Raw genomic sequence first — 21,666 nt, 5'->3', positions numbered from 1 at the left:
CCGCTCCTCAGGATGAGGACTTCACTACACTTCCACCTCACCCTGAGGAGGCCTCTTCGCGGCCGTCTCGAAGGGTTGGCAACACACTCATCGCGCACTATCCCTGAGGCCGCGGCCGAAGCGGCCGATCAGCACCAGGACGATCGACACCAGAAGGATCTGCATCACCGAGACGGCGGCAATGGTCGGGTCGATCTCCATCATGATGTTGTCGAACATCTTCTTCGGGAGCGTCATGTTGGCGCCGGCGAGGAACAGCGCCACGACGACTTCGTCGAACGAGGAGATGAAGGCGAGCAGCCCGGCCGAGACGAGGCTGGGACGCAGCAGCGGCAGCGTGACCCGCGCCAGGGTACGCCAACGGCTAGCACCCAGCCCCTCGGCGGCCTGTTCCAGCGAGCGGTCGAAGTCGCGCAGCCCCGCCCCGATCACCAGCACGACGAAGGGCAGCGCCAGCACCGTGTGCGCCACGACGAGTCCGTACCAGGTGCCGATCAGTTTCAGTTTCGCGAACAGGCCATAGACCGCCACCGACAGGATGATGGTCGGCACGATCACGGGCGCGAGCGCCAGCCGGTCGATCAGGATGCGGCCGAAGAATTTTCCGCGCACCAGCGCGAAGGCCAGCGGCACGCCCAGCGCCAGCGCGAAGACCGCCGTCGCGCTGCCGATATAGAGCGAGCGCCATGTGGCATCGATCCATTGCGGATCGTCGAGATAGCGCTCGTACCACTGCCACGACAGGCCGGGCGGCGGGAACTGCATGTAGGGCGCCGACGACAGCGAGATCGGGAAGACCACCAGCAGCGGCAGCATCAGGAAGAAGTAGATCAGGCCGCACGAGATGACCAACAGGCGGCGGCTCATCGGGCCACCTCCGTCCGCGTGAAACGCTGAGCCAGCGCATAGACGGCGAAGGTGAAGACCAGAAGCACCGCCGACAGCGCCGCGGCAAACGGCCAGTTCAGCGCCTCGCGCACCTGCTGCTCGATCAGCACGGCGATCATCATCACCCGGCCGCCGCCCAGCAGCGCCGGGGTGATGAAGAAGCCCAGCGACAGCACGAACACCAGCACCGAGCCCGCGAAGATGCCGTTCAGGGTGAGCGGCAGGTAGATGCGCCGGAAGATCGCGAAGCTCGACGCGCCGAGTCCCGCGGCCGCCGCGGGAATGGCGGGATCGACCTTGCGCACCGCGCCGTAGATCGGCAGCACCATGTAGGGCAGCAGCACATGCACCATGCCGATCAGCACGCCGGTGAAATTGTGCAGCATTGGAATCGGATCGCTGATGATGCCCGCTTCCATCAGCGTGCGATTGAAGACGCCGTTGCGGCCGAGCAGCACCATCCAGGCATAGGTGCGCACCAGCACCGAGGTCCAGAGCGGCAACAGGACGAAGATGAAGCCCACGGTCGCCCAGAAGGGTGTGGTCGTCGCCATCAGGAAACCCAGCGGATAGCCCAGCAGCAGGCAGAAGAGAGTGACCAGCAGCGCGATCTCGAAGGTGTTCCAGAAGACCCGCAGATAGAGCTGCTCGCCCAGCGCCTTGGCGTACCAGTCGAGCGTCCCGCCCTCGACGCTGAAGCCCAGCATGCGCACGACCGGGAACAGGAAGAACACGAAGAGCAGGATCAGCGCCGGCAGCGCAGGGAGGATCGACCTATTCATGGGAGCGCGCCACTCCAGTGGCGCCCTCATGAGTGCCACTGGAGTGGCGCGCTCCTCCGAACTCAGAACACATGGATCGACTCAGGCTCGATGCCGACGGTCATGCGCGCGCCAGCGGCGGGCAGCGCGCCGCGTGCGGGCTGGCGCACCAGCAGCTCGAGGCCGCCCTCGCAGGCGAGGCGCAGCTTGAACGACGTGCCGAGATAGACCGACTCGATCACCTCGCCGGCGAAGGCGTTGGCGCCCGACGGGGCGAATCGCTCGGGGCGCATCAGCACGCCGACCTTGCTTCCGGCTGGCCTGTCGCTGCGCACCTGCAGGACGCGGCCGCCGTCGAGCGTAACCGTGCCCGGCGCGCTCATCGTCCCGTGGAAGATGTTGCTCTCGCCCACGAAGTCGGCGACGAAATCGTTGGCCGGCCGCTCGTAGATCTCGGTCGTCGTGGCAATCTGCTGGATCGTGCCCCTGCTCATCACCGCGATCCGGTCGGACAGGACCAGCGCCTCCTCCTGGTCGTGGGTGATGAAGATGGTGGTGAGGCCGAGACGGCGCTGCAGGCGGCGCACCTCGAGCTGCATCGTCTCCCGGAGCTTGCGGTCCAGCGCCCCGAAGGGCTCGTCCAGCAGCAGGAGCCGCGGGTTGAACACGATGGCGCGCGCGAGGGCCACGCGCTGCTGCTGGCCGCCGGAAAGCTGCCGCGGCAGGCGCGCCTCGTAACCTTTGAGCTCGACCATCGCCAGGGCCTCGGCGACGCGCCGCTCGATCTCCGGCTTCGCGACGTTGCGCATCTCCAGCGGGAAGGCGACGTTGGCCGCGACGCTGAGATGCGGGAACAGGGCATAGTTCTGGAACACCATGCCGATGTCCCGCCGGGCCGGCGGCAGCGCGGTGATGTCGGCGCCGCCCACCGTCACGCGGCCGGCGTCGGGCGTCTCGAAGCCCGCAACGACCTTGAGCAGGGTCGTCTTCCCCGAGCCGCTGGGCCCCAGGATGGTCAGAAGCTCCCCCTGGGCCACCTGCAGGGAGACGTGATCGAGCGCGACCACCTCTCCGAAACGTCTGGCCACACCCTCGATGAGAAGGTCGGCCGATCCCCCGCTGGCACTCAAGAGAGGTCAGCCCTTCTTCAGCATCCAGGCGTTCCACAGTTCCGCCGCCTTGGTGCCGTTCTCGGCATACCACTGGTCGCTCACCCAGAACTGCTGGTCGAGATAGGCGGTCGGCAGGAACGGCTTCACCTTCGGATCGACGAAGTTCAGCGATTCGAGGTTGAGGCCGGGATAGCCGAGCTCCGAGGCATAGACCGCCTGCTGCTGCGGTATCGCGAGCTCGGCCAGCATCTTGTTGGCCCAGTACGGGCTCTTGGCGCCGCGCGGGATGGCGAAGCTGCCCTGCTTCAGGGCTCCCTCGTTCCATTCGATGCCGACCGGCGCGCCCTTCTTGATGATGTCGTAGAAACGGCCGTTCCAGCCGGTGGCCAGCACCACTTCCTTGTCGAGCAGCAGCTGGGCGGGCTGCTGGCCGGTCGACCACCAGACGGTGATGTGCGGCTTGATCTGGTCGAGCTTCTTGAAGGCGCGGTCGAAGTCGATCGGATAGATCTTGTCCTTCGGCACCCCGTCGGCGATCAGCGCGAATTCGAGATTGTCGGTCGGATGGTTGCGCATGGAGCGCGCGCCCGGGAACTTCTTCACGTCCCACCAGTCGGCCCAGCTCTTGGGCTGACTGCCGTTCTTGAACACGTCGTTCCGGAACCCGATGATGGTCGTATAGACCGACGAGGCGAAGACGTAGGGATTCTGCGCCGTCGCCGGATACTTGGAGCGGTCGACGACCTTCGGGTCGATCTTCTCCAGGAGATTGGCCTTGCCGGCGCGGATCGCATCCTGGCCGCCGATCTCGGTCAGATCCCACTCGACGTTGCCGGAATCGACCATCGCGCGGAGCTTGCCGAAATCGACCGGGCTCGTCTCGACGACCTTGATCCCGTACTTCTTCTCGAAGCCGTTGAAGAAGGCCTTGCGCATGGCCGAGCCCATCGACCCACCGGAATGGTTGACCACGAGTTGGGCGGGCTTCGCCGGCTCGGCCTGTGCGAAGGCGGGCCCGGCGGCGCCGACCGCGGCGGCGCCTCCCAGCAGCGAGAGAGCGTGGCGGCGATGCAGGCGCTTCAAGTCCATGGCGTTTCCCCTCCGTGATCCCCTCGGGACTGTAGAAGCGGCATCTGCATGGAGCAATACCGAACACCATAACCTTCTGGAATGACCAGACGGGACGAATGAATTTCTCGACTACTGCAGGAGGCGTCTAACGTCGCTGCCAAGCAACAACGGTGGGGGCCAGCGATGATGAACCGATTGAAGGCGTTGATGTGCAGCGCGGTCCTGGCCTGTGCGAGCACGGGTGTCGCGTCTGCCCAGGAGCTCACCATGGCGGTGTGGGGCGGGGGCGGCGCCAACACCTGGCGCGAGGCCTTCATCAAGCAGTTCAACCCCGGCAACGGCTCCACCATCAAGATGGTCGAGGTGCCGAACCCGGCCGGCGCGCTGCGCTCTCCCGCGGCCGCCGGACAGTACAGCCTGGCGCTGGTCACCTACTTCGAGGCGATCGCGCTGTCCAATGCCGGCCTGATCGAAAGCTTCGACGACAAGCAGCTTCCGGGAATCTCCGACGTCGATCCGAAGTTTCTGACCAAGGACAAGGCCGGCCGCCATGTCGGACTGCCGGTCTACTTCACCTACTACGGGATCGCCTACAACACCGACCTCGCCAAGGCCCAGGACTTCGCCTCCTGGCAGGGGCTCGCCGATCCGAAGTGGAAGGGCAAGCTGTCTCTGACCCGGCCAGTCTATCTCGCGCCCTACGACGCCGTCATCATGGCCAAGGCGATGGGCGGCAGCGAGAAGGACATCGATCCGGGCTTCAAGCTGCTCGAGAAGATCGTGCCGAACGTGCTCGCGACCTACACCTCGCTCGCTCACATGAACACGCTGCTGACGCGCGGCGAGGTTGCCGCGGTGCCGTTTTACGCGTCGCGCGTCTGGGCACTGCGCCGCCAGGGCGCCGCCAATGTCGGCATCGTGATTCCCAAAGAGGGTGCGCTGATGCTGCCCTACGTCGTGGTGGTGCCGAAGGGCGCCAAGAACCAGGACAAGTCGCTGGTCTGGATGAACTACATCGCCGGCGCCGAGCCGCAGCTGCGCGCGGCCCTGCTCGACGGCTGGCTGCCGATGAACGCCAAGGTCAAGCTGCCCGAGGATCTGCAGAAGACGCTTGGCCAGCCCTACGACGAAATCGTGAAGTCGCTCTACTCGCCCGACTGGCGCATCGTCGTCGAGCACAACGAGGCGCGGGTCGACCGCGCCGAGAAGCTGATGTCCGGCGTCAAGCAGTGAGCCGGGGTTCGATCTCGATCGACGGTGTCGGCAAGGCGTTCGGCACCGCGACGGTGCTGCACGAGGTGAATCTTTCGATCGAGGGTGGCAGCTTCGTTACCCTGCTCGGCCCCTCCGGATGCGGCAAGACCACCCTGCTGCGCCTGATCGCGGGCTTCCTCGAACCGAGCCGCGGCACCATCGCCATCGACGGCGCGCCCATGCAGGGCGTACCGCCGCGGCGTCGCCCGCTCGGCATGGTGTTCCAGAACCTGGCTCTGTTCCCGCATCTCGACGTCTTCGAGAACGTGGCCTACGGCATGCGGATCCGCGGCACGGCTGCCTCCGAGATCGCGGCCCGCGTCTCGCGGTTCCTGGGCCTGGTGGGCCTGGCCGGATTCGAGCGCCGGCGCATCGGCCAGCTCTCCGGCGGCCAGAAGCAACGCGTGGCGCTGGCGCGGTCGCTGGCGCTGGAGCCGGCAATCCTGCTGCTCGACGAGCCGCTGAGCGCGCTCGACCTGCAGCTTCGCCGCCAGCTCCAGGTCGAGCTCAAGTCGATCCAGCGTCAGCTCGCCACGACCTTCGTGTTCGTCACCCACGACCAGGAAGAGGCGACGATGCTTTCCGATACGATCGTCGTGATGGAGGGCGGGCACGTCCGGCAGGTTGGCACGCCGGGCGAGATCTACCGCCGCCCCGCCTCGCCCTTCGTCGCGCGGTTCGTGGGAGACATCAACATGCTGGACGGCCGCATCGAGGCGGTTGATGCCACAACGGTCTCGGTCTCCGTCGCGGGGCAGGCGATCTCCGTTCCCCGCTCAGCCGTCGTCGGCGCCGCGTCGGCCGGCCGCGCCTGCCAGCTCGCCTGCCGACCCGAGTCGGTGCGGCTGACGACACAAGCGGGCACGCTGTCGCTCGAAGGCCGCGTATCGGCGCTGCATCGTCTCGGCCCCACCGTGAAAGCCGTGCTCGACACGCCGCTGGGTCCCCTCACGGCGCTCTCCATGGCCGACACGCCGCACGTTGCGGAACTCGCCGAAGGAAAGACGGCGCACCTCTCGGTCCCGTACGACACATTCACGCTCTTCGCCTCAACCTGAAAGAACGATCATGCCTGCTCAGGATTTCGCCGGCCGCACCGTCGCAGCTCATGTCAAAGCCTTCATGTCCGGCAAGGTCGCCGCGCGCGACATCGTCGAGGGCGTGCTGGAGCGCACGAAGAAGGCCGAGCCCTTCAACCCGATCGCGACGCTCGATGCCGAAGGGGCACGCGCCGCCGCCGATGCGCTCGATGCGCGACGCAAGGGCGGCGGCTCCTTCGGCGCGCTGGCCGGCGTGCCCGTCTCCGCCAAGGACCTGATCCTGACCAAGGGCCTGCGCACGGCCTTCGCCTCGATCACTATGAAGGACAACGTGCCGTCGATGGATGCCGAGGCCATCGCCCAATGGCGCGCGGCCGATGCCGTCCTGTTCGCCAAGACGACGACGCCGGAGTTCGGGCACAAGGTGCTGACCGACAGCCCGCTGCACGGGATCACGCGCAACCCGTGGAATCGCGAGCACACGAGCGGCGGGTCGAGCGGCGGTGCCGCCGTCTCGGTGGCCCTGGGCCTCGGCCCGATCGCCATGTCGACCGACGGCGCGGGCTCGGGCCGCATTCCCGCGGCCTGCTGCGGCGTCTACGGTCTGAAGGCGACCCTGGGCCGCGTGCCGCACGAGGTGCCGCCGGACCAGTTCGGCCAGCTCACCTATCTCGGCGTGATGGCGCGCCATCCGACCGATCTCGGCGCCGGCCTCGCCTCGATGTCGGGCAGCCATCCCAACGACCCATGGACCCTGGCCATCGGTCGCGAACCCTTCGCCTGGCCTGACAAATCCGGTGGGCATCCGATCGCCGGCAAGCGCATCACCGTGATCCGCCGCATGACCGGCGGCTACCTCGATCCCGACACCGAGGCCCGCCTCGATGCAGCGCTCGCCCTCCTCGACAAGCAGGGCGCGAAGATCAAGGAGATGGACGGTCGCGAGATCGACTGGAAGCTTGATGTCGCGCGCATCATCCTGCGCGCCAACCAGATCGAACGCTTCGCCGACATCCTGAAGAACCGGCGCGGCGATCTCGATCCGTCCTTCGCGAAGACGCTGGACGAGGGCAATGCCGTCGACGTGGTGCAACTGCGCCGCGCGCTGGTCGATCGCACCACCGCCTTCAAGGCCGTCCAGCGCCTGTTCGCCGACTGCGACCTGCTGCTGACGCCGACCGTCGCCACGCCGGCGCCGCTCGCCACCCAGAACCAGTTTGAGCCGCTGGTGGTCGACGGCAAGCCGCTCGGCGACCTGCGGGCCGCCTGGTACACCTACACGATCCCGTTCAACATGACCGGCCATCCGGCGATCTCGATCCCGTTCGGGCACTCGAAGGCCGGCCTGCCGATCGGCCTCCAGTTCGTGGCGCCGTGGTACGGCGAGGCACATCTCATCAGGCTCGCCGAGGCGTTCGACGCCGAGACCGGCGCCTCGGCCGAATTCCCGCCGGGCTTCGCGGCCGGCGCCTGAGATGCGCGGCGCCACCTCCGCCCCGCGAAGCCTGGGCTGGCTGCTGCTGCCCGCCCTGCTGGTGCTCGCGCTCTTCCTGGGCTCGGTGGCGCTGCTCCTCTTCCACGCCTTCTGGAACAAGGACGGCTTCTCGCTGGTCTATTTCAGGCAGATCCTCGAACGTGCCGATTATCACGACGTCTTCCTGCGAACCGTGTCGATCGCCGCCATCGTGGCGGTCGCCGCGGCGGTGCTGGCCTATCCCATCGCCTGGCTGCTGTGGCGACTGCCGCGCTGGCGCAACCTGCTGCTGGTGATCGTGCTCGTGCCGTGGCTGGTCAGCCTCGTGGTCCGCACCTATGGCTGGCTGGTCATCCTGGGACCCAAGGGCTTCCTCAACGAAACACTGAAATGGGCGGGCGTCATCCAGTCGCCGCTGCCGCTGATCTTCAACGATCTCGGCGTGGTGATCGGCCTCACCCACGTGCTGATGCCCTTCTCGGTGATTGCCACCCTCTCGGTTCTGCTGCAGATCGACAACCGCCTGGAGGAAGCTAGCGAATCGCTGGGCGCCGGCGGCTTCGAGACCTGGCGCCGCGTGGTGCTGCCGCTCTCCCTGCCCGGCGTCTTCACCGGGCTCAGCATCACCTTCCTCACCTCGATGGGCGCCATCGTGACGCCGATCCTGCTGGGCGGCATCCGCCAGAAGATGGCGGGCACGCAGATCTATCAGGAGGTCGTCTACAACTTCAACATGAGCAAGGCATCGGCCTGGGCGATCTGCCTGCTGCTGCTGAGCGGGCTGGGCCTCGCCCTGCTGCGCGCGGCCGAGGCGGCGCTGGTGCCGAAGGCCGACCGATGAACACCCCGATCGTGAGACTGGGCCGCGCCGCGTCGTTCGCGCTGCTGCTGTTCCTGCCGCTGCCGATCGTCGTGATCGGCGCCACCTCGTTCGCCGCCGCCGGGTATCTCAGATTCCCGCCGGGCGAACTCAGCCTGCGCTGGTATGCCGAGGCCGCCACCGATCCGCGCTGGATCGAGGCCTTCATCACCAGCCTGGGCATTGCCGCGGTGGTGTCCGTGGTCGTCACCGCCATCGCCTTCGCGGGCGCCTATTCCTGCCACCGCCTGCGGCCGCGCTGGCTGCCGGCCTTCGAGCTGGCGGTCATGTCGCCGCTCTTCTTCCCGCATGCCGCGCTAGGCGTCGCCCTGGTGAACGTGCTGGCGATGGCGGGCTATCTCGGCTCGGCCACCGGCATCGTCATCGCCCACATCGTCTGCACCCTGCCCTTCGCCTGGCGGCCGATCGTCGTTGCCCTGCAGCGCATCGACGGCGAGATCGTCGAGGCGGCGTCACTTCTGGGGGCCGACGAGCGCCGCATCGCCCTCGGCATCGCGCTGCCGCTCGCCCGCTCCGGCCTCGTCACCGCGCTGCTCTTCTCGTTCATCATCTCCTTCGACGAGGTGACGATCACGATGTTCCTCACCGGACCGCAGGTCACGACCCTGCCGGTCCAGATCTATGCCTTCATCCAGGAGAATGCCTCACCGGTTCTGGCGGCGATCTCGACCGCGACCGTCGTGGTAACGCTGGTGGTGGTCATGCTGCTGGAGCGGCTGATCGGCCTCGAGTTCTTCGTGGCCCATGACCCGCCTTAGCTTTCGGCCCGAGCTTCGCTCGGGCCTACCAGCCCTTGGCCTTCATGTGGGCCTTCACGGCATCGAGGAAGGCGTCGGCCAGCCGCGAGGGCTTGCGATGGCGCGGCCGCATGGCGCGGAACAGATAGCGGATGCGCGGCTCGAACGGCACGACGGCAACGCCGGCGCCGAGATAGTCGCGGGCGGTGAACGGATCGACGATCGAGACGCCGAGGCCGCGTGCGGCGAGCGCGCAGGCATCGGCCGAGGAGTAGACGTCGATCTGCAGCTGCCGCTCGATCCTCTCCTGCTCGAAGGCGGCATCGATCAGATGGCGCATCCGGCCATCGAGCGGGAAGGACAGGAATCGTTCGCCGCGCAGGTCGGCGGCCCGGATCACCTTGCGCCGTGCCAGCCGATGGTTGCCTGGCAGCACGCAGACCGCTGCCGCGCGGCTCAACTCCTCCGTGACCATCGCGGGATGCTCGAACGGCATCATCGAGAAGCCGAGGTCGATCTGCTGGTCGATCATCTTCTGGTTGATGTAGGTCGAGCTGCGGACCTGGAAGACGATGTGCGCCTTGGCGTGGCGCTTCATGAAAGAGGCCATGACGTCCGGCAGGACGCTGCGGCCGAGCGCCGGCGTCGAGTAGATCAGCAGGTCGCCGACCTGGCGTTCGCGGATCTCGCGCGCCACCTCCGTCACACGTTCCAGGCTGTGATAGAGCCGGGTCACTTCCTGTTCGAGAAGCCGGGCCTCGCTGGTCGGCGCCAGCCGGCGCTTGATCCGGGTGAACAGCGGATAGCCGATCTCGTGCTCCAGTCCCGCCAGGATCTTGCTCACCGCGGGCTGCGAGACTCCCAGCCTCTCCGCCGCGGCGGTCACCGTTCCGTGCGCCATGATGGCGCGAAAGGCTTCGAGCTGACGCGACGTGATCATCATAACCTCGACGACTTAACTTCGTCTGACAATGACTTTGACCCTCTCGCTGCTCAAGCCCTTACTCATTCCAGTCAACGTTTCTGCGTGTGAGCCCCGTCATGCCTGCGATTAGCCAGTCGATCTTCTCCAGCGACTTCAAGGACGAGCCCTACTGGTGGGAAGGCTTCCGGCCGCAGAGCATCACGACGCCGTCGCTGCCCGCGCGGACCGACGTGGTGGTCGTGGGGGGCGGCTATGCGGGCCTCGCAACGGCGCGCGCGCTGGCCGATGGCGGCGTGCAGAGCGTCGTGCTGGAGGCCGACGAATTCGGCGCGGGTGCCTCGACACGCAGCGGCGGCGCACTCAGCGCCGGCCTGTCGATCGGCAAGAGCTTCACTGGCCGCACGCTCGACTATTCGCCAGAGCTGGTGCGCGAGGTGGTGGGCTGGGCGATCGACGCCTATCGCGCGCTGGTCGACCTGGTCGAACAGGAGAAGATCGACTGTCATCTCGAGCAGCGCGGCCGTTTCCTCGGCGCCTGCGCTGCCTCGCACTATGAGGGCCTGCGCACGCGCTTCGCCAAGCTTCGCGACGGCGGCGCCACCGACTGCCGCCTGATCACCCGCGAGGAGCAGCGCGAGGAGATCGGCAGCGATTTCTACCACGGCGGCATGGTCTTCGAGACGGCGGGCAAACTGCATCCCGCCCTGTTCTATGGCGGCCTGCTGGCGGCGGTGCGCCGGCGCAATTCGGTCACCCTCGCCGGCCACTGCCGGGCCACCGGCCTTGCTCGCGACGGCGAGGGCTGGCGGGTCACCACCAGCATGGGCGAGGTCCGCGCGCGCCATGTCGTCGTCGCGACCAACGGCTATACATCGGGCGTCACGCCGCGATTGCAGAAGCGCCTGGTGCCGATCGCCAGCCACATCATCGCGACCGAGGAACTGCCCGCGGACCTGATCCGCGAAATCTGCCCCAAGGGCCGTACCTTCTCAGAGACGCGTCGTGTGCTGCATTACTACCGCATCTCGCCCGACGGGAAGCGCGTGATCTTCGGCGGCCGCGCCCGCTTCACCGAGATCGACGCCGAGCTGCGCGCCCAGCTCCTGCACCGGGCGCTGGTCGAGCGACTGCCTCAGCTCGCGGACACCAAGATCACCCACACCTGGCAGGGCAACGTCGCCTTTACTTACGACGCGCTGCCGCATGCCGGCGAGCTCGACGGGCTGCACTTCGTCCTGGGATGCAACGGCTCGGGCGTATCCATGATGCCTTTCCTCGGCAATGCGATGGGCCGATCGATTGCCGGGCGCCTGCAGGGCAAGGTTCCCTTCGCCGGAACCGAGCTGCCGTCCATTCCGCTCTACTCCGGCAAGCCCTGGTTCCTGCCGATGATCGGCGGCGCCTTCCGCACCCTGGACTACATCGACGAGAAGGTCAGATGAGCGCCACATTCTTCTCCGCCACCTACGGTGAGGCCCGCCAGCGCTTCCTGGAAGCCGCACGCGGTGCCGGTGCCGCCGTCCAGCATCACGTCCATCCGCTGAAGGGCGCGGCGGGCGAGGAGATCGGCACCGACACGGCGCTGCTGGGCCCAGCAGACGCGACGAAGCTGTTCATCGTGAGTTCGGGTACGCACGGCCCGGAGGGCTTCTCCGGCTCGGCCTGCCAGCTGGCCCTCCTGAACGACGAGCTTTCGAAGCGCGCGACCGATCGCGGCATCGCACTGCTGATGATCCATGCGGTCAATCCCTTCGGTTTCTCGCACCTGAAGCGGACCAACGAGGACAACATCGACCTCAACCGCAACTTCAACGACTTCTCGGCACCCTATCCCGACAATCCGGTCTACGAGCAGATCCACGACCTGCTGGTGCCGGCGCACTGGCCGCCCTCCGCCGACAACGAGGAGCGCCTGACCGAGGCCATGGGGCGCCTCGCCGGGCAACGCAATCCCGGTGTTTCCAGCGGCCAGGACAAGCATCCCGACGGGCTTTTCTACTGCGGCACCGCGCCGGCCTGGAGCAACGGCACCATCCGCTCGATCCTGCGCACTCATGGCACGAACAAACGGCATATCGCCTGGATCGACGTCCATACCGGGCTCGGGCCATACGGCCACGGGGAGAAGATCTTCGGGCGCCATTCCGAGGAAACGACGCGGCGCGCGAAAGCCTGGTGGGGCAGCGACCTGATCGTCAGCACGGCGTCCGAATCGGTTTCGCCGCGCACGATCGGGCACATCACGGGCTGTGCACCGGAGGAATGTCCCGGCGCGGCGATCACGCCGACGACACTCGAATACGGCACGGTGCCCAATCCCGTGGTGCGCCACGCACTGCGCGGCGAGGCCTGGCTGGCGGGCCATCCCGACGCGCCGGCGCCTCTGACGAAGGACATCAGGCGGGCGGTGCGAGACGCCTTCTACGTCGATGCCGACGACTGGAAGGGCATGATCCTCGGCCAGTTTCGGGCCCAGGCGCTGCAGACGATCAACGGGCTGATCAACGAACAAATCTAGGGAGGAACCATGAACTTCAAGGCCCTGCTGGGCGCCGTCGCCGGTCTCGCGCTCGCGATGCCGGCCGTCGCGCAATCGACACTGAAGATCGTCATGCACTCCGATCTCAAGATCCTCGATCCGATCTGGGCGTCGGCGCAGATCAGCCGCACGCACGGCTATCTCGTCTACGATACGCTGTTCGGCCTCGACGGCGATCTCAAGCCGCAGCCGCAGATGGTGGGCAACTGGACCGTCGATCCAGCCGGGCTGGTCTACAGCTTCACCCTGCGCGACGGCCTCACGTGGCACGACGGGGCGCCGGTGACCGCCGAGGATTGCGTCGCCTCGCTCAGGCGCTGGGGCAGCCGCGACCCGGTCGGCCTCAAGCTCATGGCCAACATCAAGGACCTCTCCGCGCCCGACACGAAGACGATCCGCCTCGAACTCGCCCGGCCTTACGGCCTGGTGATCGATTCGCTCGCCAAGCCTGCCGGGGTCGTGCCCTTCATGATGCCCAGGCGCGTCGCCGAAGCGCCGGCCACGCAGCAGCTCAAAGACCCGACCGGCTCCGGCCCCTTCATCTTCAAGGCCGATGAATGGCGGCCCGGCGACCGCGTCGTCTACGTGAAGAATCCGAACTATGTGCCGCGCACCGAGCCGCCGGCCAACTTCGCGGGCGGCAAGGTGGCAAAGGTGGATCGGGTCGAATGGGTGTCGATCGCCGATCCGCAGACGGCGGTGAACGCGCTGCAGAACGGCGAGGTCGATGCGCTCGAGTCGGTGGCGCATGACCTGCTGCCTCTGGTCGATAAGCAGCGCGGCATCGAGGTGCAGCGCGGCGCCTACGCCGGACAGTATGCTTTGCGGCCGAACTGGCTCCATCCCCCGTTCAACGATCCCCGGATGCGCCTCGCCCTGGGTTACGCGATCGACCAGAAAGGCTTTCTCGACGCCGCCGTCGGCGATCCGAAATACTGGCGTCTGTGCAAGACCTACTATGGCTGCGGCACGCCGCTCGCCTCGGACAAGGGCACATCGGGCCTGCTCGAAGGCAATGTCGAGAAGGCGAAGGCCCTGCTCAAGGAAGCGGGCTACGACGGACGGCCGATCGTGCTGCTGCAGGTCACTGACCTCGCCTCGCTCGCCAATCTCGGCCCCGTCGCCAAGGCGCAGCTCGAACGGGTCGGCTTCAAGGTCGACATGCGCCCGGCCGACTGGCAGACGCACCTCGCGAGGGTCATGCGCAAGGAGCCGCCAGAGGATCGCGGTTGGAACATCACCCTGTCGAGCACGGGCGTGATCGACGTCGCGAACCCGATCACGTCGCTGTTCCTGAACTCGGCGTGCGACAAGGCCTCGGCCGGCTGGTCGTGCGATGCAGAGATCGAGGCGATGCGAGACGCCTACGCACTGGAGCCCGATGCGGCAAAGCGCAAGGCCATCGCCGAGGAGATCCAAGCACGCGCCCTGCAGGTCGGCACGCACTATCCGCTCGGCGAGTGGTACAGCGCCTCGGCCGTCAGCGCCCGCACGACGGGCTGGATCCGCCCGCCCTCGACGATCGCCTTCTGGAACGTCGAGGTGGCGAAGCGCTGAAGGCGTCGGTTCCTACTTCTTCTGGGCGCCCGGCAGGAAGTCGTCGAGCGGCACGCCGAAGCTGTTGAGCGCCCAGGAGACGAGATTGTACTGACCCACCGTGAACACGGCGTCCATGAGCTGCTCCGTCGAATAGGTCTTCGACAGGGTGGCCCAGGTCTCGTCGGAGGCGACCGAGTTCTCGAACAGGTCGTCGGCGAGCTGCATCAGCGCCGCCTCGTGCTCGTTCCAGCCCTTGGCCTTGGGCCCTTCCTTGAGGTTGGCGATGTCGGCATCGCTGACGCCGCCCCTCTTGGCGATCAGTTCGTGCTGCGCGAACTCGTACTCGGCCTGGTTCAGCCAGCCGATCCGCAGGATCAGCAGCTCGCGGTCGCGGAACGGCAGCGTCTGCTTGGAGAGGATGTGGCCGGCGAACGGCGTCCACCGCTTGGTCAGCGCGGGGTGATTGGCCATCACCTTGAAGATGTTGAACACCTGGCCGTTCATCGCGTTCTTCTCGATGGCCTCGCGATCCTCGGCCTTCATGGTCGAGAGGTCGCGAATCGGAATACGCTGCTTGCGCTTGATCACCACTTTCCTCCGTTGTCGGTCGTGATGTGGACTAGCGTCCCGTCCGGCGACCGACAAGGCGAAAGGACCTACTCCGCGCGCGCGCTTTCGCCCGGCGGCTGGAGCTTCGCCGCCGCGAGCCTTGCCTGACCCGGCGTGTTGAACTGGTGACCGTCGAGTTCGAAGAAGGGGCGGGCGAAGGCATGGAAACGGAACGCATTGCCTTCCTTGAGGACGACGCCGGCGGGCTTTCCCCAGATTTCGACGACGAAGGGCTCGGGCATGGCGCGGTCTCCTTCAGGCTGAGTGGTCTGCGATCCGCTCTGAGATGGTGTCGGCATGGGAGAAGACAATGACCGGAAGTGTCGAAACAACAGACGGTCACAGGAGAACCTTCGCGTACGGCATCAATATGGCGGCAACGCCTTTCCCCGCTGGTGCAGCGGTGATCATTGCTGAACAATGACACTCCAATGTCACGCCCTCTCACCCGTTCACGCCTTATGGGTATCGTCGGTGCCGGCCTGCTCGTTGCAGGCCACGGTGCCGCGCAGTCGGGAGTCCGCATGCATCAACGCAGGATTCCCTCCTCCGGGGAGATGCTGCCGGTCGTCGGGGTCGGCACGTGGCGCACCTTCGATGCCGGCGGCAAGCCGGAGGACCGCGCCCCGCTCGCGGAGGTGCTGCGGCTCCTGTTCGAGGCCGGCGGCTCGGTGATCGACACCTCGCCGATGTACGGCTCGGCCGAGGCGGTGGTTGGAGACCTGCTGGCCGCGGCCAACGCGCGCGCCACGGCCTTCATCGCCACCAAGGTCTGGACGACAGGTCGCGACAACGGCGTCGTGCAGATGCGCAACTCGATGCGCTTGCTCAAGACCGATCGCATCGACCTGATGCAGATCCACAATCTCGTCGACTGGCGCGCCCACCTGCCGACCCTGCGCGCCTGGAAGTCGGACGGCCGCATCCGCTATCTCGGCATCACCCACTACACACAGAGCGCCCACGACGAGCTGGAGAGCGTGATGCGTGCGGAGAAGTGGGATTTCGTGCAGATCAACTACGCGCTGGACGACCGCGCCGTCGAACGCAGGCTACTGCCGCTGGCCGCCGAGCGCGGCATCGCGGTGATCGTGAACCAGCCGTTCGGCGGCGGCGGACTCCTGCGCAAGCTCATGAGCCGCAAGCTGCCCGACTGGGCCGGCGAGATCGGCGTCGCGAGCTGGCCGCAGCTTCTATTGAAGTTCGTGCTGGCGAACCCGGCCGTCACTTGCGTGATCCCCGGCACCAGCAAGCCCGAGCACATGAAGGACAATCCGCAGGCGGGCTTCGGTGCCTATCCAGACGCCGCGCTGCTCAAGAAGATGATCGGCGAGATCGCCATCTAAAGCGGCAGTTCCGCCTCGATCCAGGCCGTCGCGGACGAATGCCTGGGCTGCCAGCCGAGCTCGCGACGAGCGCGCCTCGCACGGACGCGGCTGTTGGAACCGAATGTATAGGCCGCGCTGTTCTCACCGAGTTCCTTCGCTGCGTCTTCAAACGGCCAGGCCTGCGGCTCGCCCAGCTTCAGGCGGCGCGCGATGGCCACGCAGATATCGCGATACGATGCCTCGCCGTTCTCGGCGAAATAGAAGGAGCCCGCCGGCGCTCCGGCGAGCGCCAGGCGATAGAGGTCTGCCACGTCCTCGACATGGACGTTCGACCAGATGTTCAGGCCCTTGCCGACATGGTGCACCACGCCGGTCGCCTTTGCCTTTCTTGCGAGACCGGGGATCTGGGCGCTGTCGCGCGCCAGGCCGAGACCATTGCCGTAGATCATGGTCGGGCAGACCACGATGGAGCGCACGCCGCCGCGGCTCGCGTCGCGGATCGTCCGGTCGATCGCGACCCGCGACTGCTTCCCCGGCATGGGCTCGAACGGCGTGTCCTCGTCGTGGATCTTCTGCGAGGCGAAGTCGCCGTGGGCGTCGTCGGCCACGATGCTGGAGCCGCTGGTATGGATGAACGGCTTGTCCGATCCGGCGAGACCCTCGAGGAGCGCCTCCACGGCGCCGCGATGGTCGCTGTTGGCCGTGTTCACCACCGCATCGGCGCGCCGGGCTTCCACCATCAGCATGGCAGCATCGTCGAGGCTACCCGTCACCGGCTCCACGCCGAATGAGGCGAGCCTGCGGGCCTTCTCCGTATCGCGGACGAGACCACGCACCCTGTGACCGTCGTCGAGCAGGCGGCGTGCGATCGTACCGCCGATATAGCCGGTCGCGCCGGTCATGAAGATGTTCATGGAGTTGCTCCTAGAGGGCCAGCGTCATCTGCGGCGGCACGGTGCGCTCTTCGCGCTGGTGCAGGTTATGGAGGGAGACGCCGAGCAGCCGCACTTTCTTCTCGAGGGGAAAGACGGATCGCACCAGTTCGCGCGCCGTACGTTCCAGGACTTCGCGGCTTTCGACACTTTCTTCGAGCGTGCGGCTCCTCGTCACGATCCGGAAGTCGGCATACTTGATCTTCACGGTCACCGTGCGGCCGACGATGCCGGTGCGCTCGCAGTAGGACCACACATCGCCGAGCACCGAGGCGACGCCGTCCTCCACCGCGGCCGGCCGGTCGAGATCCTCCATGAAAGTCGTTTCCGAGCCGACCGACTTGCGCGGCCGGTTGGGCACGACCCTGCGCTCGTCGTGGCCGCGCGCAATGGCGTGATAGTAGGTGCCGGCACGCCCGAAATACTGCTGCAGGAACTCCAGCGACTGCGCCTTCAGGTCGGCGCCGGTATGTATGCCCAACCGGTTCATCTTCTCCGCCGTCTTCGGTCCGACACCGTGGAAGCGGCCGACCGGCAGCACCTCGACGAACGCCGGTCCCTTCTCCGGCGGAATCACCGTCTGGCCGTTGGGCTTGCGATGGTCGGAGGCGAGCTTGGCCAGGAACTTGTTGTAGGAGATGCCGGCCGATGCGGTGAGGCCCGTGCGCTCCAGGATGCGCGCCCGGATCTCGCGGGCGATTTCGGAGGCAAGCGGCATGCCCTTCAGGTTGGTCGTGACGTCGAGATAGGCCTCGTCGAGCGACAGCGGTTCGACCAGCGGCGTGTAGTCGAGGAAGATCTCGCGGATCTGGCGCGACACCTCCTTGTAGACGTCGAAGCGCGGCTTCACGAACAGCAGCGCGGGACACAGGCGCTTGGCGGTGACCGAGGGCATGGCCGAGCGCACGCCGAACTTGCGTGCCTCGTAGCTCGCCGCCATCACGACGCCGCGCTGCCGACCACCGACCGCGACCGGCTGGCCGCGCAGCGAAGGATCGTCGCGCTGCTCCACGGACGCGTAGAAGGCGTCCATGTCGACGTGGATGATCTTGCGGATCTCTGCTTCCGCCATGAGCGGAGTATAGGCCCGTGGAGGAGGGCGGTCCCCCTCGTCGTCCCCGATCAGGCGGGACGCAGGCGGAGCGTGAAGACCGCCCCTCCCCCGGGCCGGTCGTCGACCGAAATGGTGCCGCCATGAGCGGTGGCCACGCGGGTCACGATGGCCAGTCCCAGCCCGCGGCTCTCGGGTCGCGCCCGGTCGCGCCGCCAGAAGCGCTTGAAGATCGTCTCGCGCTCGGCCTGCGGCACCCCGGGGCCCTCGTCCAGGACCCGGACCGTCCCGTCCGTGGCGACGTCGACCTCGATCGCCCCGCCGGCCGGCGTGTGGCGAATGGCATTCTCGATGAGATTGCGGACCGCCCGAAACAGCGCTTCCGGATGGCCATGCACCCACACCGGCGCTTCGGTGCCCGTCAGGCCGATTGTCTTGTCGCTGTCGACGACGAGCGGCGCCATGAAGGCCACCGCATCGGCACAGACGTTCTGCAGATCCGCCCGGGAGCTGCCGTCCACCACGAACGCCTCGAGTTCGGCAATGTCGAGGACCTGGTTCACCGTGCGCGTCATGTTGACGATGTCGGTTTCCAGCGACCGGCGCAGCGGCGTGTCCTCCATCGAATCGATGCGGGCGCGCATGATGGCGAGCGGCGTCCGCAGTTCGTGCGCCATGTCGGCGGTGAATTCGCGCTGTGCCTGGAAGCCCGCTTCCAGACGGTCAAGTGCCTGGTTGACCGCATGCACGAGCGGCACGATCTCCGCCGGCATCGACTGCTCGGAAAGCCGGACGTCGGTACTGGTCGGGCCGATCGACGCCGCCGTGTCGGAGGCGGCGCGGACCGGATCGAGCGCGCGCCGGAAGATCATGATGTCGATCAGCAGAAGCAGCAGCAGGATCGGGAAGGTGATCCAGGCGACGCGCGGCAGGAACGAGGCGACGATATCGTCGATGATCACGTCGCGGTGCGCCAGGTCCTGCCCGACCTGGATCCAGTAGAGGCGGTCGCCGATGGGGCGCGGCACGTTGACCCCGATGAGCAGGGTGCCCTTGCTGCGATGCCGGGTAAAGGAATCGTTGGTCATCGGATCGCCCGGCGCCGAAAGCGGCGCATCGTCCGGACGCGAGGTGAACAAGACGTTCCCCTTGGAATCAAGGACGGCATAGGCATAGAGGGCGTAGTCGCCCGAATAGATAGGCTGCGCCTCCGGCGGGATATCCAACGCAACGCCCCCGCCATCGGGCGTGGGGCGCAGGAAGCTCGCGATCGTTAGGGCCTGGCTACGCAGCGCATCGCGATGGAGGCTGTTGGCGGCCTCGTTGAGCAGCCAGTAGAGCGCCAGCGGCATCAGGATGGACGTGGCGCCGATCGCCACGACATGCAGCGCGACGACGCGCGAGATGATCGAGCGGAAACGCCTCAAGCGGCAGCCTTTTCCTCGGCCAGCAGATAGCCGACCCCGCGGACGGTATGAATCTTCACCGTCGCACCGCAATCCTGCAGCATCTTGCGCAGGCGGTGGACATAGACCTCGACCGCGTTCGAGCCGACATCGCCCGACAGGCCGAAGAGCTGGTCCTCGAACAGGCGCTTGGGCACGACGTTACCGCCACGCCGCAGCAGGATTTCGAGGATGGCCGTCTCGCGTGCCGGAAAGACGCGGACCGTGCCGTCGACAAAGACCTGCCGCCCCTCCGTCTCCAGCGAGACGTTGCCGAAGGTGAGCTGGCGGCCGAGCAGGTTGCCGGGCCGGCGCAGCAACGCCTGCAGGCGCGCCACCAGCTCCTCCATGGCGAACGGCTTCACGAGATAGTCGTCGGCGCCGGCCCTGAGCCCGTTGACCCGGTCGCTCACCCCGTCGCGTGCCGTCAGCACGAGGACCGGCGTCGAATCGCCGCGCGCGCGGATGCTGCGCAACAGCGACAGCCCGTCCTGATCGGGCAGGCCGAGATCGAGCACGATGGCCGAGTAACGCATGGCGGCCAGGGAGTGCGCGGCATCGCCGGCATTGCCCACTGAATCCGCCGAGAAACCATTGCGCGCCAAGCCCTTGACCAGCAAGGCGACGAGTTCGGCATTGTCCTCGACGAGAAGGACTCTCATGGGTGTCCTCCCTCCCTGAGCATGTTCGCAATCGAATCGATCCTAGCACGGCCCCGGCGCGGCCAGCGTGCCGCGAATCGCCGTCTGAAGGTCAATTCAGGCGCACGTAATGTGAAGCCACTAGTTTTTGCGGCCATGAGCACCGCGCCCAAGATCTCAACCGCCACCCGCCTTCGCCGCCACCGCCTGTGGTTCGCCGGCGCCGGCATCGCAGCCCTCGCGCTCGTCGCGGTCTGGACCATCGACACCGGCCCGACCAACGCCCTGGTGCGCCCCGCGGCGCCGGCGGTCGAGAACGACGGCACGTTCCATCCGAGCGAGACCCAGTGGGCCGGCCTGCGCTTCGCTCCGGTCGAGGCGATGTCCTTCCGCGACGAGCGCGCAACCGACGGCAAGATCGGCATCAACGAGGACACCACGACGCCGGTCTTCTCGCCTTACTCGGGACGCGTCACGCGCCTGATCGCCAAGCCGGGCGACCATGTCGAGCGCGGCGCGCCGCTGTTCGCCATCGAGGCCAGCGAGTTCGTCCAGGGCCAGAACGACCTGGTGAGCGCCGTCGCAGCCGTCGAGAAGGCGCGCTCCAAGCTCGCCCTCGCGCAGAATTTCGAAAAGCGCCAGAAGGAACTGCTCTCGATCCGCGGCGGTTCGCTGAAGGACCTCGAACAGGCCCAGTCGGACCTCGTCGCAGCGCAGGGCGACCTGCGCTCCTCGGAGATCGCGCTGGCCGCCGTGCGCAACCGCCTGCGGATCCTCGGCCGCACCGACGCCGAAATCGACGCACTGGAGAAGGTCGATCATATCGGCGCGGAAACGATCGTCTCGGCGCCGATCGCTGGCACCGTGATCCAGCGCAAGGTCGGGCTCGGCCAGTACATCAACGCCGGCGCCACCGATCCGGTGTTCAACATCGGCGACCTCTCGAAGGTCTGGCTGGTCGCCAACGTCCGCGAATCCGACGCGCCCAAGATGAAGGTCGGCGCCCCGGTCGAGGTTTCGGTGCTGGCCCATCCCGGCCGCACGTTCAACGCCAGGCTGGCCTATGTCGCGCCGGCGCTCGACCCCAACACCCGCCGCCTGCCGGTTCGCGCCGAGATCGTGAACGCCGACCGCGAGTTGATGCCCGAGATGTTCGCCAGTTTCCGCATCGTCACCGGCGAGCCGATGACCAACCCGGCGGTGCCGCAGGAAGCCGTCGTCTACGAAGGCGCCAACGCCCGCGTCTGGGTGACGCGTCCGCAGGACAAGTCCGTGGTGTCGCGCCCCATCGAGGTCGGCACGACGTCCAACGGCATGGTCGAGGTCAAGAAGGGCCTGGCCGTGGGTGAGAACGTGGTGACCAGCGGCACGCTTTTCATCGATCGCGCCGCCAAGCGCGACTGATGCCCGCCGCGCCGTCGCGGCTCCTCTCCTCAACAC

General features: G+C 67.0%; 21 protein-coding genes. 10 read left to right on the top strand and 11 right to left on the bottom strand.

Annotated elements, in window-relative coordinates:
* Window positions 1-87: 87 nt before the first annotated feature.
* From Q0Q48_RS04735 to Q0Q48_RS04720, 4 genes are all read right to left on the bottom strand, one after another.
* Window positions 88-867 (bottom strand): ABC transporter permease, encoded by a 780-nt coding sequence (locus Q0Q48_RS04735; protein ID WP_295134752.1) that lies wholly within the window; start codon window positions 865-867, stop codon window positions 88-90.
* Window positions 864-1,670 (bottom strand): ABC transporter permease, encoded by an 807-nt coding sequence (locus tag Q0Q48_RS04730; RefSeq protein ID WP_295134749.1) that lies wholly within the window; start codon window positions 1,668-1,670, stop codon window positions 864-866. The genes Q0Q48_RS04735 and Q0Q48_RS04730 overlap by 4 nt, the downstream gene beginning before the upstream one ends.
* Before the next feature lie 62 nt (window positions 1,671-1,732).
* Window positions 1,733-2,737 carry an ABC transporter ATP-binding protein gene (locus Q0Q48_RS04725; RefSeq protein ID WP_295134746.1) on the bottom strand — a complete coding sequence of 335 codons (1,005 nt, stop codon included), beginning with the start codon at window positions 2,735-2,737 and terminating at the stop codon, window positions 1,733-1,735.
* A gap of 48 nt (window positions 2,738-2,785) precedes the next feature.
* Entirely contained in the window at window positions 2,786-3,850 is a 1,065-nt protein-coding gene (locus Q0Q48_RS04720; RefSeq protein WP_295134743.1) for an ABC transporter substrate-binding protein, read from the bottom strand.
* 165 nt (window positions 3,851-4,015) lie between these two features.
* Here Q0Q48_RS04720 and Q0Q48_RS04715 point away from each other — a divergent pair, with 165 nt between their 5' ends.
* Genes Q0Q48_RS04715 through Q0Q48_RS04695 form a run of 5 tightly spaced genes read left to right on the top strand, consistent with a single transcriptional unit; the run spans window position 4,016 to window position 9,238 of the window.
* Entirely contained in the window at window positions 4,016-5,065 is a 1,050-nt protein-coding gene (locus Q0Q48_RS04715; RefSeq protein ID WP_295134740.1) for an extracellular solute-binding protein, read from the top strand.
* On the top strand, window positions 5,062-6,144 hold the full coding sequence (locus Q0Q48_RS04710; protein ID WP_295134737.1) for an ABC transporter ATP-binding protein: 1,083 nt from the start codon (window positions 5,062-5,064) through the stop codon (window positions 6,142-6,144). The genes Q0Q48_RS04715 and Q0Q48_RS04710 overlap by 4 nt, the downstream gene beginning before the upstream one ends.
* A gap of 10 nt (window positions 6,145-6,154) precedes the next feature.
* Window positions 6,155-7,600, top strand: coding sequence for an amidase (locus Q0Q48_RS04705; protein ID WP_295134734.1), 1,446 nt, complete (start codon window positions 6,155-6,157; stop codon window positions 7,598-7,600).
* 1 nt (window position 7,601) lies between these two features.
* Window positions 7,602-8,441, top strand: coding sequence for an ABC transporter permease (locus Q0Q48_RS04700; RefSeq protein WP_295134731.1), 840 nt, complete (start codon window positions 7,602-7,604; stop codon window positions 8,439-8,441).
* Window positions 8,438-9,238 (top strand): ABC transporter permease, encoded by an 801-nt coding sequence (locus Q0Q48_RS04695; RefSeq protein ID WP_295134727.1) that lies wholly within the window; start codon window positions 8,438-8,440, stop codon window positions 9,236-9,238. The genes Q0Q48_RS04700 and Q0Q48_RS04695 overlap by 4 nt, the downstream gene beginning before the upstream one ends.
* 25 nt (window positions 9,239-9,263) lie before the next feature.
* Here Q0Q48_RS04695 and Q0Q48_RS04690 read toward each other — a convergent pair whose 3' ends face one another.
* Window positions 9,264-10,157, bottom strand: a complete 894-nt coding sequence (locus Q0Q48_RS04690) for a LysR substrate-binding domain-containing protein (RefSeq protein ID WP_295134725.1) — start codon at window positions 10,155-10,157, stop codon at window positions 9,264-9,266.
* A 101-nt stretch (window positions 10,158-10,258) separates the two neighbouring features.
* Between Q0Q48_RS04690 and Q0Q48_RS04685 the strand changes: the two genes are divergently transcribed.
* Genes Q0Q48_RS04685 through Q0Q48_RS04675 form a run of 3 tightly spaced genes read left to right on the top strand, consistent with a single transcriptional unit; the run spans window position 10,259 to window position 14,238 of the window.
* A complete protein-coding gene (locus tag Q0Q48_RS04685; protein WP_295134722.1) occupies window positions 10,259-11,584 on the top strand; it encodes an FAD-binding oxidoreductase in 1,326 nt (441 codons plus the stop codon).
* Window positions 11,581-12,660, top strand: a complete 1,080-nt coding sequence (locus Q0Q48_RS04680) for a M14 family metallopeptidase (protein WP_295134719.1) — start codon at window positions 11,581-11,583, stop codon at window positions 12,658-12,660. Before Q0Q48_RS04685 ends, Q0Q48_RS04680 begins: the two co-directional genes overlap by 4 nt.
* A gap of 9 nt (window positions 12,661-12,669) precedes the next feature.
* Window positions 12,670-14,238 (top strand): ABC transporter substrate-binding protein, encoded by a 1,569-nt coding sequence (locus Q0Q48_RS04675; RefSeq protein ID WP_295134716.1) that lies wholly within the window; start codon window positions 12,670-12,672, stop codon window positions 14,236-14,238.
* Between the two features lie 12 nt (window positions 14,239-14,250).
* On the opposite strand, the gene Q0Q48_RS04670 is transcribed toward Q0Q48_RS04675, so the two are convergent.
* Window positions 14,251-14,808, bottom strand: a complete 558-nt coding sequence (locus tag Q0Q48_RS04670; protein ID WP_295134714.1) for a carboxymuconolactone decarboxylase family protein — start codon at window positions 14,806-14,808, stop codon at window positions 14,251-14,253.
* Window positions 14,809-14,876: 68 nt separating this feature from the next.
* Window positions 14,877-15,071 carry a hypothetical protein gene (locus Q0Q48_RS04665; protein WP_295134712.1) on the bottom strand — a complete coding sequence of 65 codons (195 nt, stop codon included), beginning with the start codon at window positions 15,069-15,071 and terminating at the stop codon, window positions 14,877-14,879.
* A 282-nt stretch (window positions 15,072-15,353) separates the two neighbouring features.
* On the opposite strand from Q0Q48_RS04665, the gene Q0Q48_RS04660 reads away from it, so the two are divergent.
* Window positions 15,354-16,175: an aldo/keto reductase gene (locus Q0Q48_RS04660; protein ID WP_295134711.1), complete on the top strand. Its 822-nt coding sequence runs from the start codon at window positions 15,354-15,356 to the stop codon at window positions 16,173-16,175.
* Here the strand turns inward: Q0Q48_RS04660 and Q0Q48_RS04655 are convergent.
* From Q0Q48_RS04655 to Q0Q48_RS04640, 4 genes are read right to left on the bottom strand one after another with little or no spacing between them, the layout of a single operon-like run.
* Window positions 16,172-17,071: an NAD-dependent epimerase/dehydratase family protein gene (locus tag Q0Q48_RS04655; protein WP_295134709.1), complete on the bottom strand. Its 900-nt coding sequence runs from the start codon at window positions 17,069-17,071 to the stop codon at window positions 16,172-16,174. The genes Q0Q48_RS04660 and Q0Q48_RS04655 overlap by 4 nt on opposite strands.
* Before the next feature lie 10 nt (window positions 17,072-17,081).
* Window positions 17,082-18,161, bottom strand: a complete 1,080-nt coding sequence (gene dinB / locus Q0Q48_RS04650; protein ID WP_295134707.1) for a DNA polymerase IV — start codon at window positions 18,159-18,161, stop codon at window positions 17,082-17,084.
* 50 nt (window positions 18,162-18,211) lie between these two features.
* A complete protein-coding gene (locus Q0Q48_RS04645; protein WP_295134705.1) occupies window positions 18,212-19,567 on the bottom strand; it encodes an ATP-binding protein in 1,356 nt (451 codons plus the stop codon).
* Window positions 19,564-20,247, bottom strand: a complete 684-nt coding sequence (locus Q0Q48_RS04640) for a response regulator transcription factor (protein ID WP_295134702.1) — start codon at window positions 20,245-20,247, stop codon at window positions 19,564-19,566. The genes Q0Q48_RS04645 and Q0Q48_RS04640 overlap by 4 nt, the downstream gene beginning before the upstream one ends.
* A gap of 135 nt (window positions 20,248-20,382) precedes the next feature.
* Here Q0Q48_RS04640 and Q0Q48_RS04635 point away from each other — a divergent pair, with 135 nt between their 5' ends.
* On the top strand, window positions 20,383-21,630 hold the full coding sequence (locus Q0Q48_RS04635) for an efflux RND transporter periplasmic adaptor subunit (protein WP_295134700.1): 1,248 nt from the start codon (window positions 20,383-20,385) through the stop codon (window positions 21,628-21,630).
* Window positions 21,631-21,666: the final 36 nt, after the last annotated feature.

The organism is uncultured Reyranella sp. (genome assembly GCF_945957355.1).
Classification (GTDB): Bacteria; Pseudomonadota; Alphaproteobacteria; order Reyranellales; family Reyranellaceae; genus Reyranella.
This window is presented reverse-complemented; position numbering and strand designations above follow the sequence as displayed.

Coding starts and splice junctions, on each gene's coding strand:
- Q0Q48_RS04735 (WP_295134752.1), bottom strand. CDS start 867: ATGAGCCGCCGCCTGTTGGTCATCTCGTGCGGCCTGATCTACTTCTTC.
- Q0Q48_RS04730 (WP_295134749.1), bottom strand. CDS start 1,670: ATGAATAGGTCGATCCTCCCTGCGCTGCCGGCGCTGATCCTGCTCTTC.
- Q0Q48_RS04720 (WP_295134743.1), bottom strand. CDS start 3,850: ATGGACTTGAAGCGCCTGCATCGCCGCCACGCTCTCTCGCTGCTGGGA.
- Q0Q48_RS04715 (WP_295134740.1), top strand. CDS start 4,016: ATGATGAACCGATTGAAGGCGTTGATGTGCAGCGCGGTCCTGGCCTGT.
- Q0Q48_RS04705 (WP_295134734.1), top strand. CDS start 6,155: ATGCCTGCTCAGGATTTCGCCGGCCGCACCGTCGCAGCTCATGTCAAA.
- Q0Q48_RS04700 (WP_295134731.1), top strand. CDS start 7,602: ATGCGCGGCGCCACCTCCGCCCCGCGAAGCCTGGGCTGGCTGCTGCTG.
- Q0Q48_RS04695 (WP_295134727.1), top strand. CDS start 8,438: ATGAACACCCCGATCGTGAGACTGGGCCGCGCCGCGTCGTTCGCGCTG.
- Q0Q48_RS04690 (WP_295134725.1), bottom strand. CDS start 10,157: ATGATCACGTCGCGTCAGCTCGAAGCCTTTCGCGCCATCATGGCGCAC.
- Q0Q48_RS04685 (WP_295134722.1), top strand. CDS start 10,259: ATGCCTGCGATTAGCCAGTCGATCTTCTCCAGCGACTTCAAGGACGAG.
- Q0Q48_RS04680 (WP_295134719.1), top strand. CDS start 11,581: ATGAGCGCCACATTCTTCTCCGCCACCTACGGTGAGGCCCGCCAGCGC.
- Q0Q48_RS04675 (WP_295134716.1), top strand. CDS start 12,670: ATGAACTTCAAGGCCCTGCTGGGCGCCGTCGCCGGTCTCGCGCTCGCG.
- Q0Q48_RS04665 (WP_295134712.1), bottom strand. CDS start 15,071: ATGCCCGAGCCCTTCGTCGTCGAAATCTGGGGAAAGCCCGCCGGCGTC.
- Q0Q48_RS04660 (WP_295134711.1), top strand. CDS start 15,354: ATGCATCAACGCAGGATTCCCTCCTCCGGGGAGATGCTGCCGGTCGTC.
- Q0Q48_RS04655 (WP_295134709.1), bottom strand. CDS start 17,071: ATGAACATCTTCATGACCGGCGCGACCGGCTATATCGGCGGTACGATC.
- dinB (WP_295134707.1), bottom strand. CDS start 18,161: ATGGCGGAAGCAGAGATCCGCAAGATCATCCACGTCGACATGGACGCC.
- Q0Q48_RS04640 (WP_295134702.1), bottom strand. CDS start 20,247: ATGAGAGTCCTTCTCGTCGAGGACAATGCCGAACTCGTCGCCTTGCTG.
- Q0Q48_RS04635 (WP_295134700.1), top strand. CDS start 20,383: ATGAGCACCGCGCCCAAGATCTCAACCGCCACCCGCCTTCGCCGCCAC.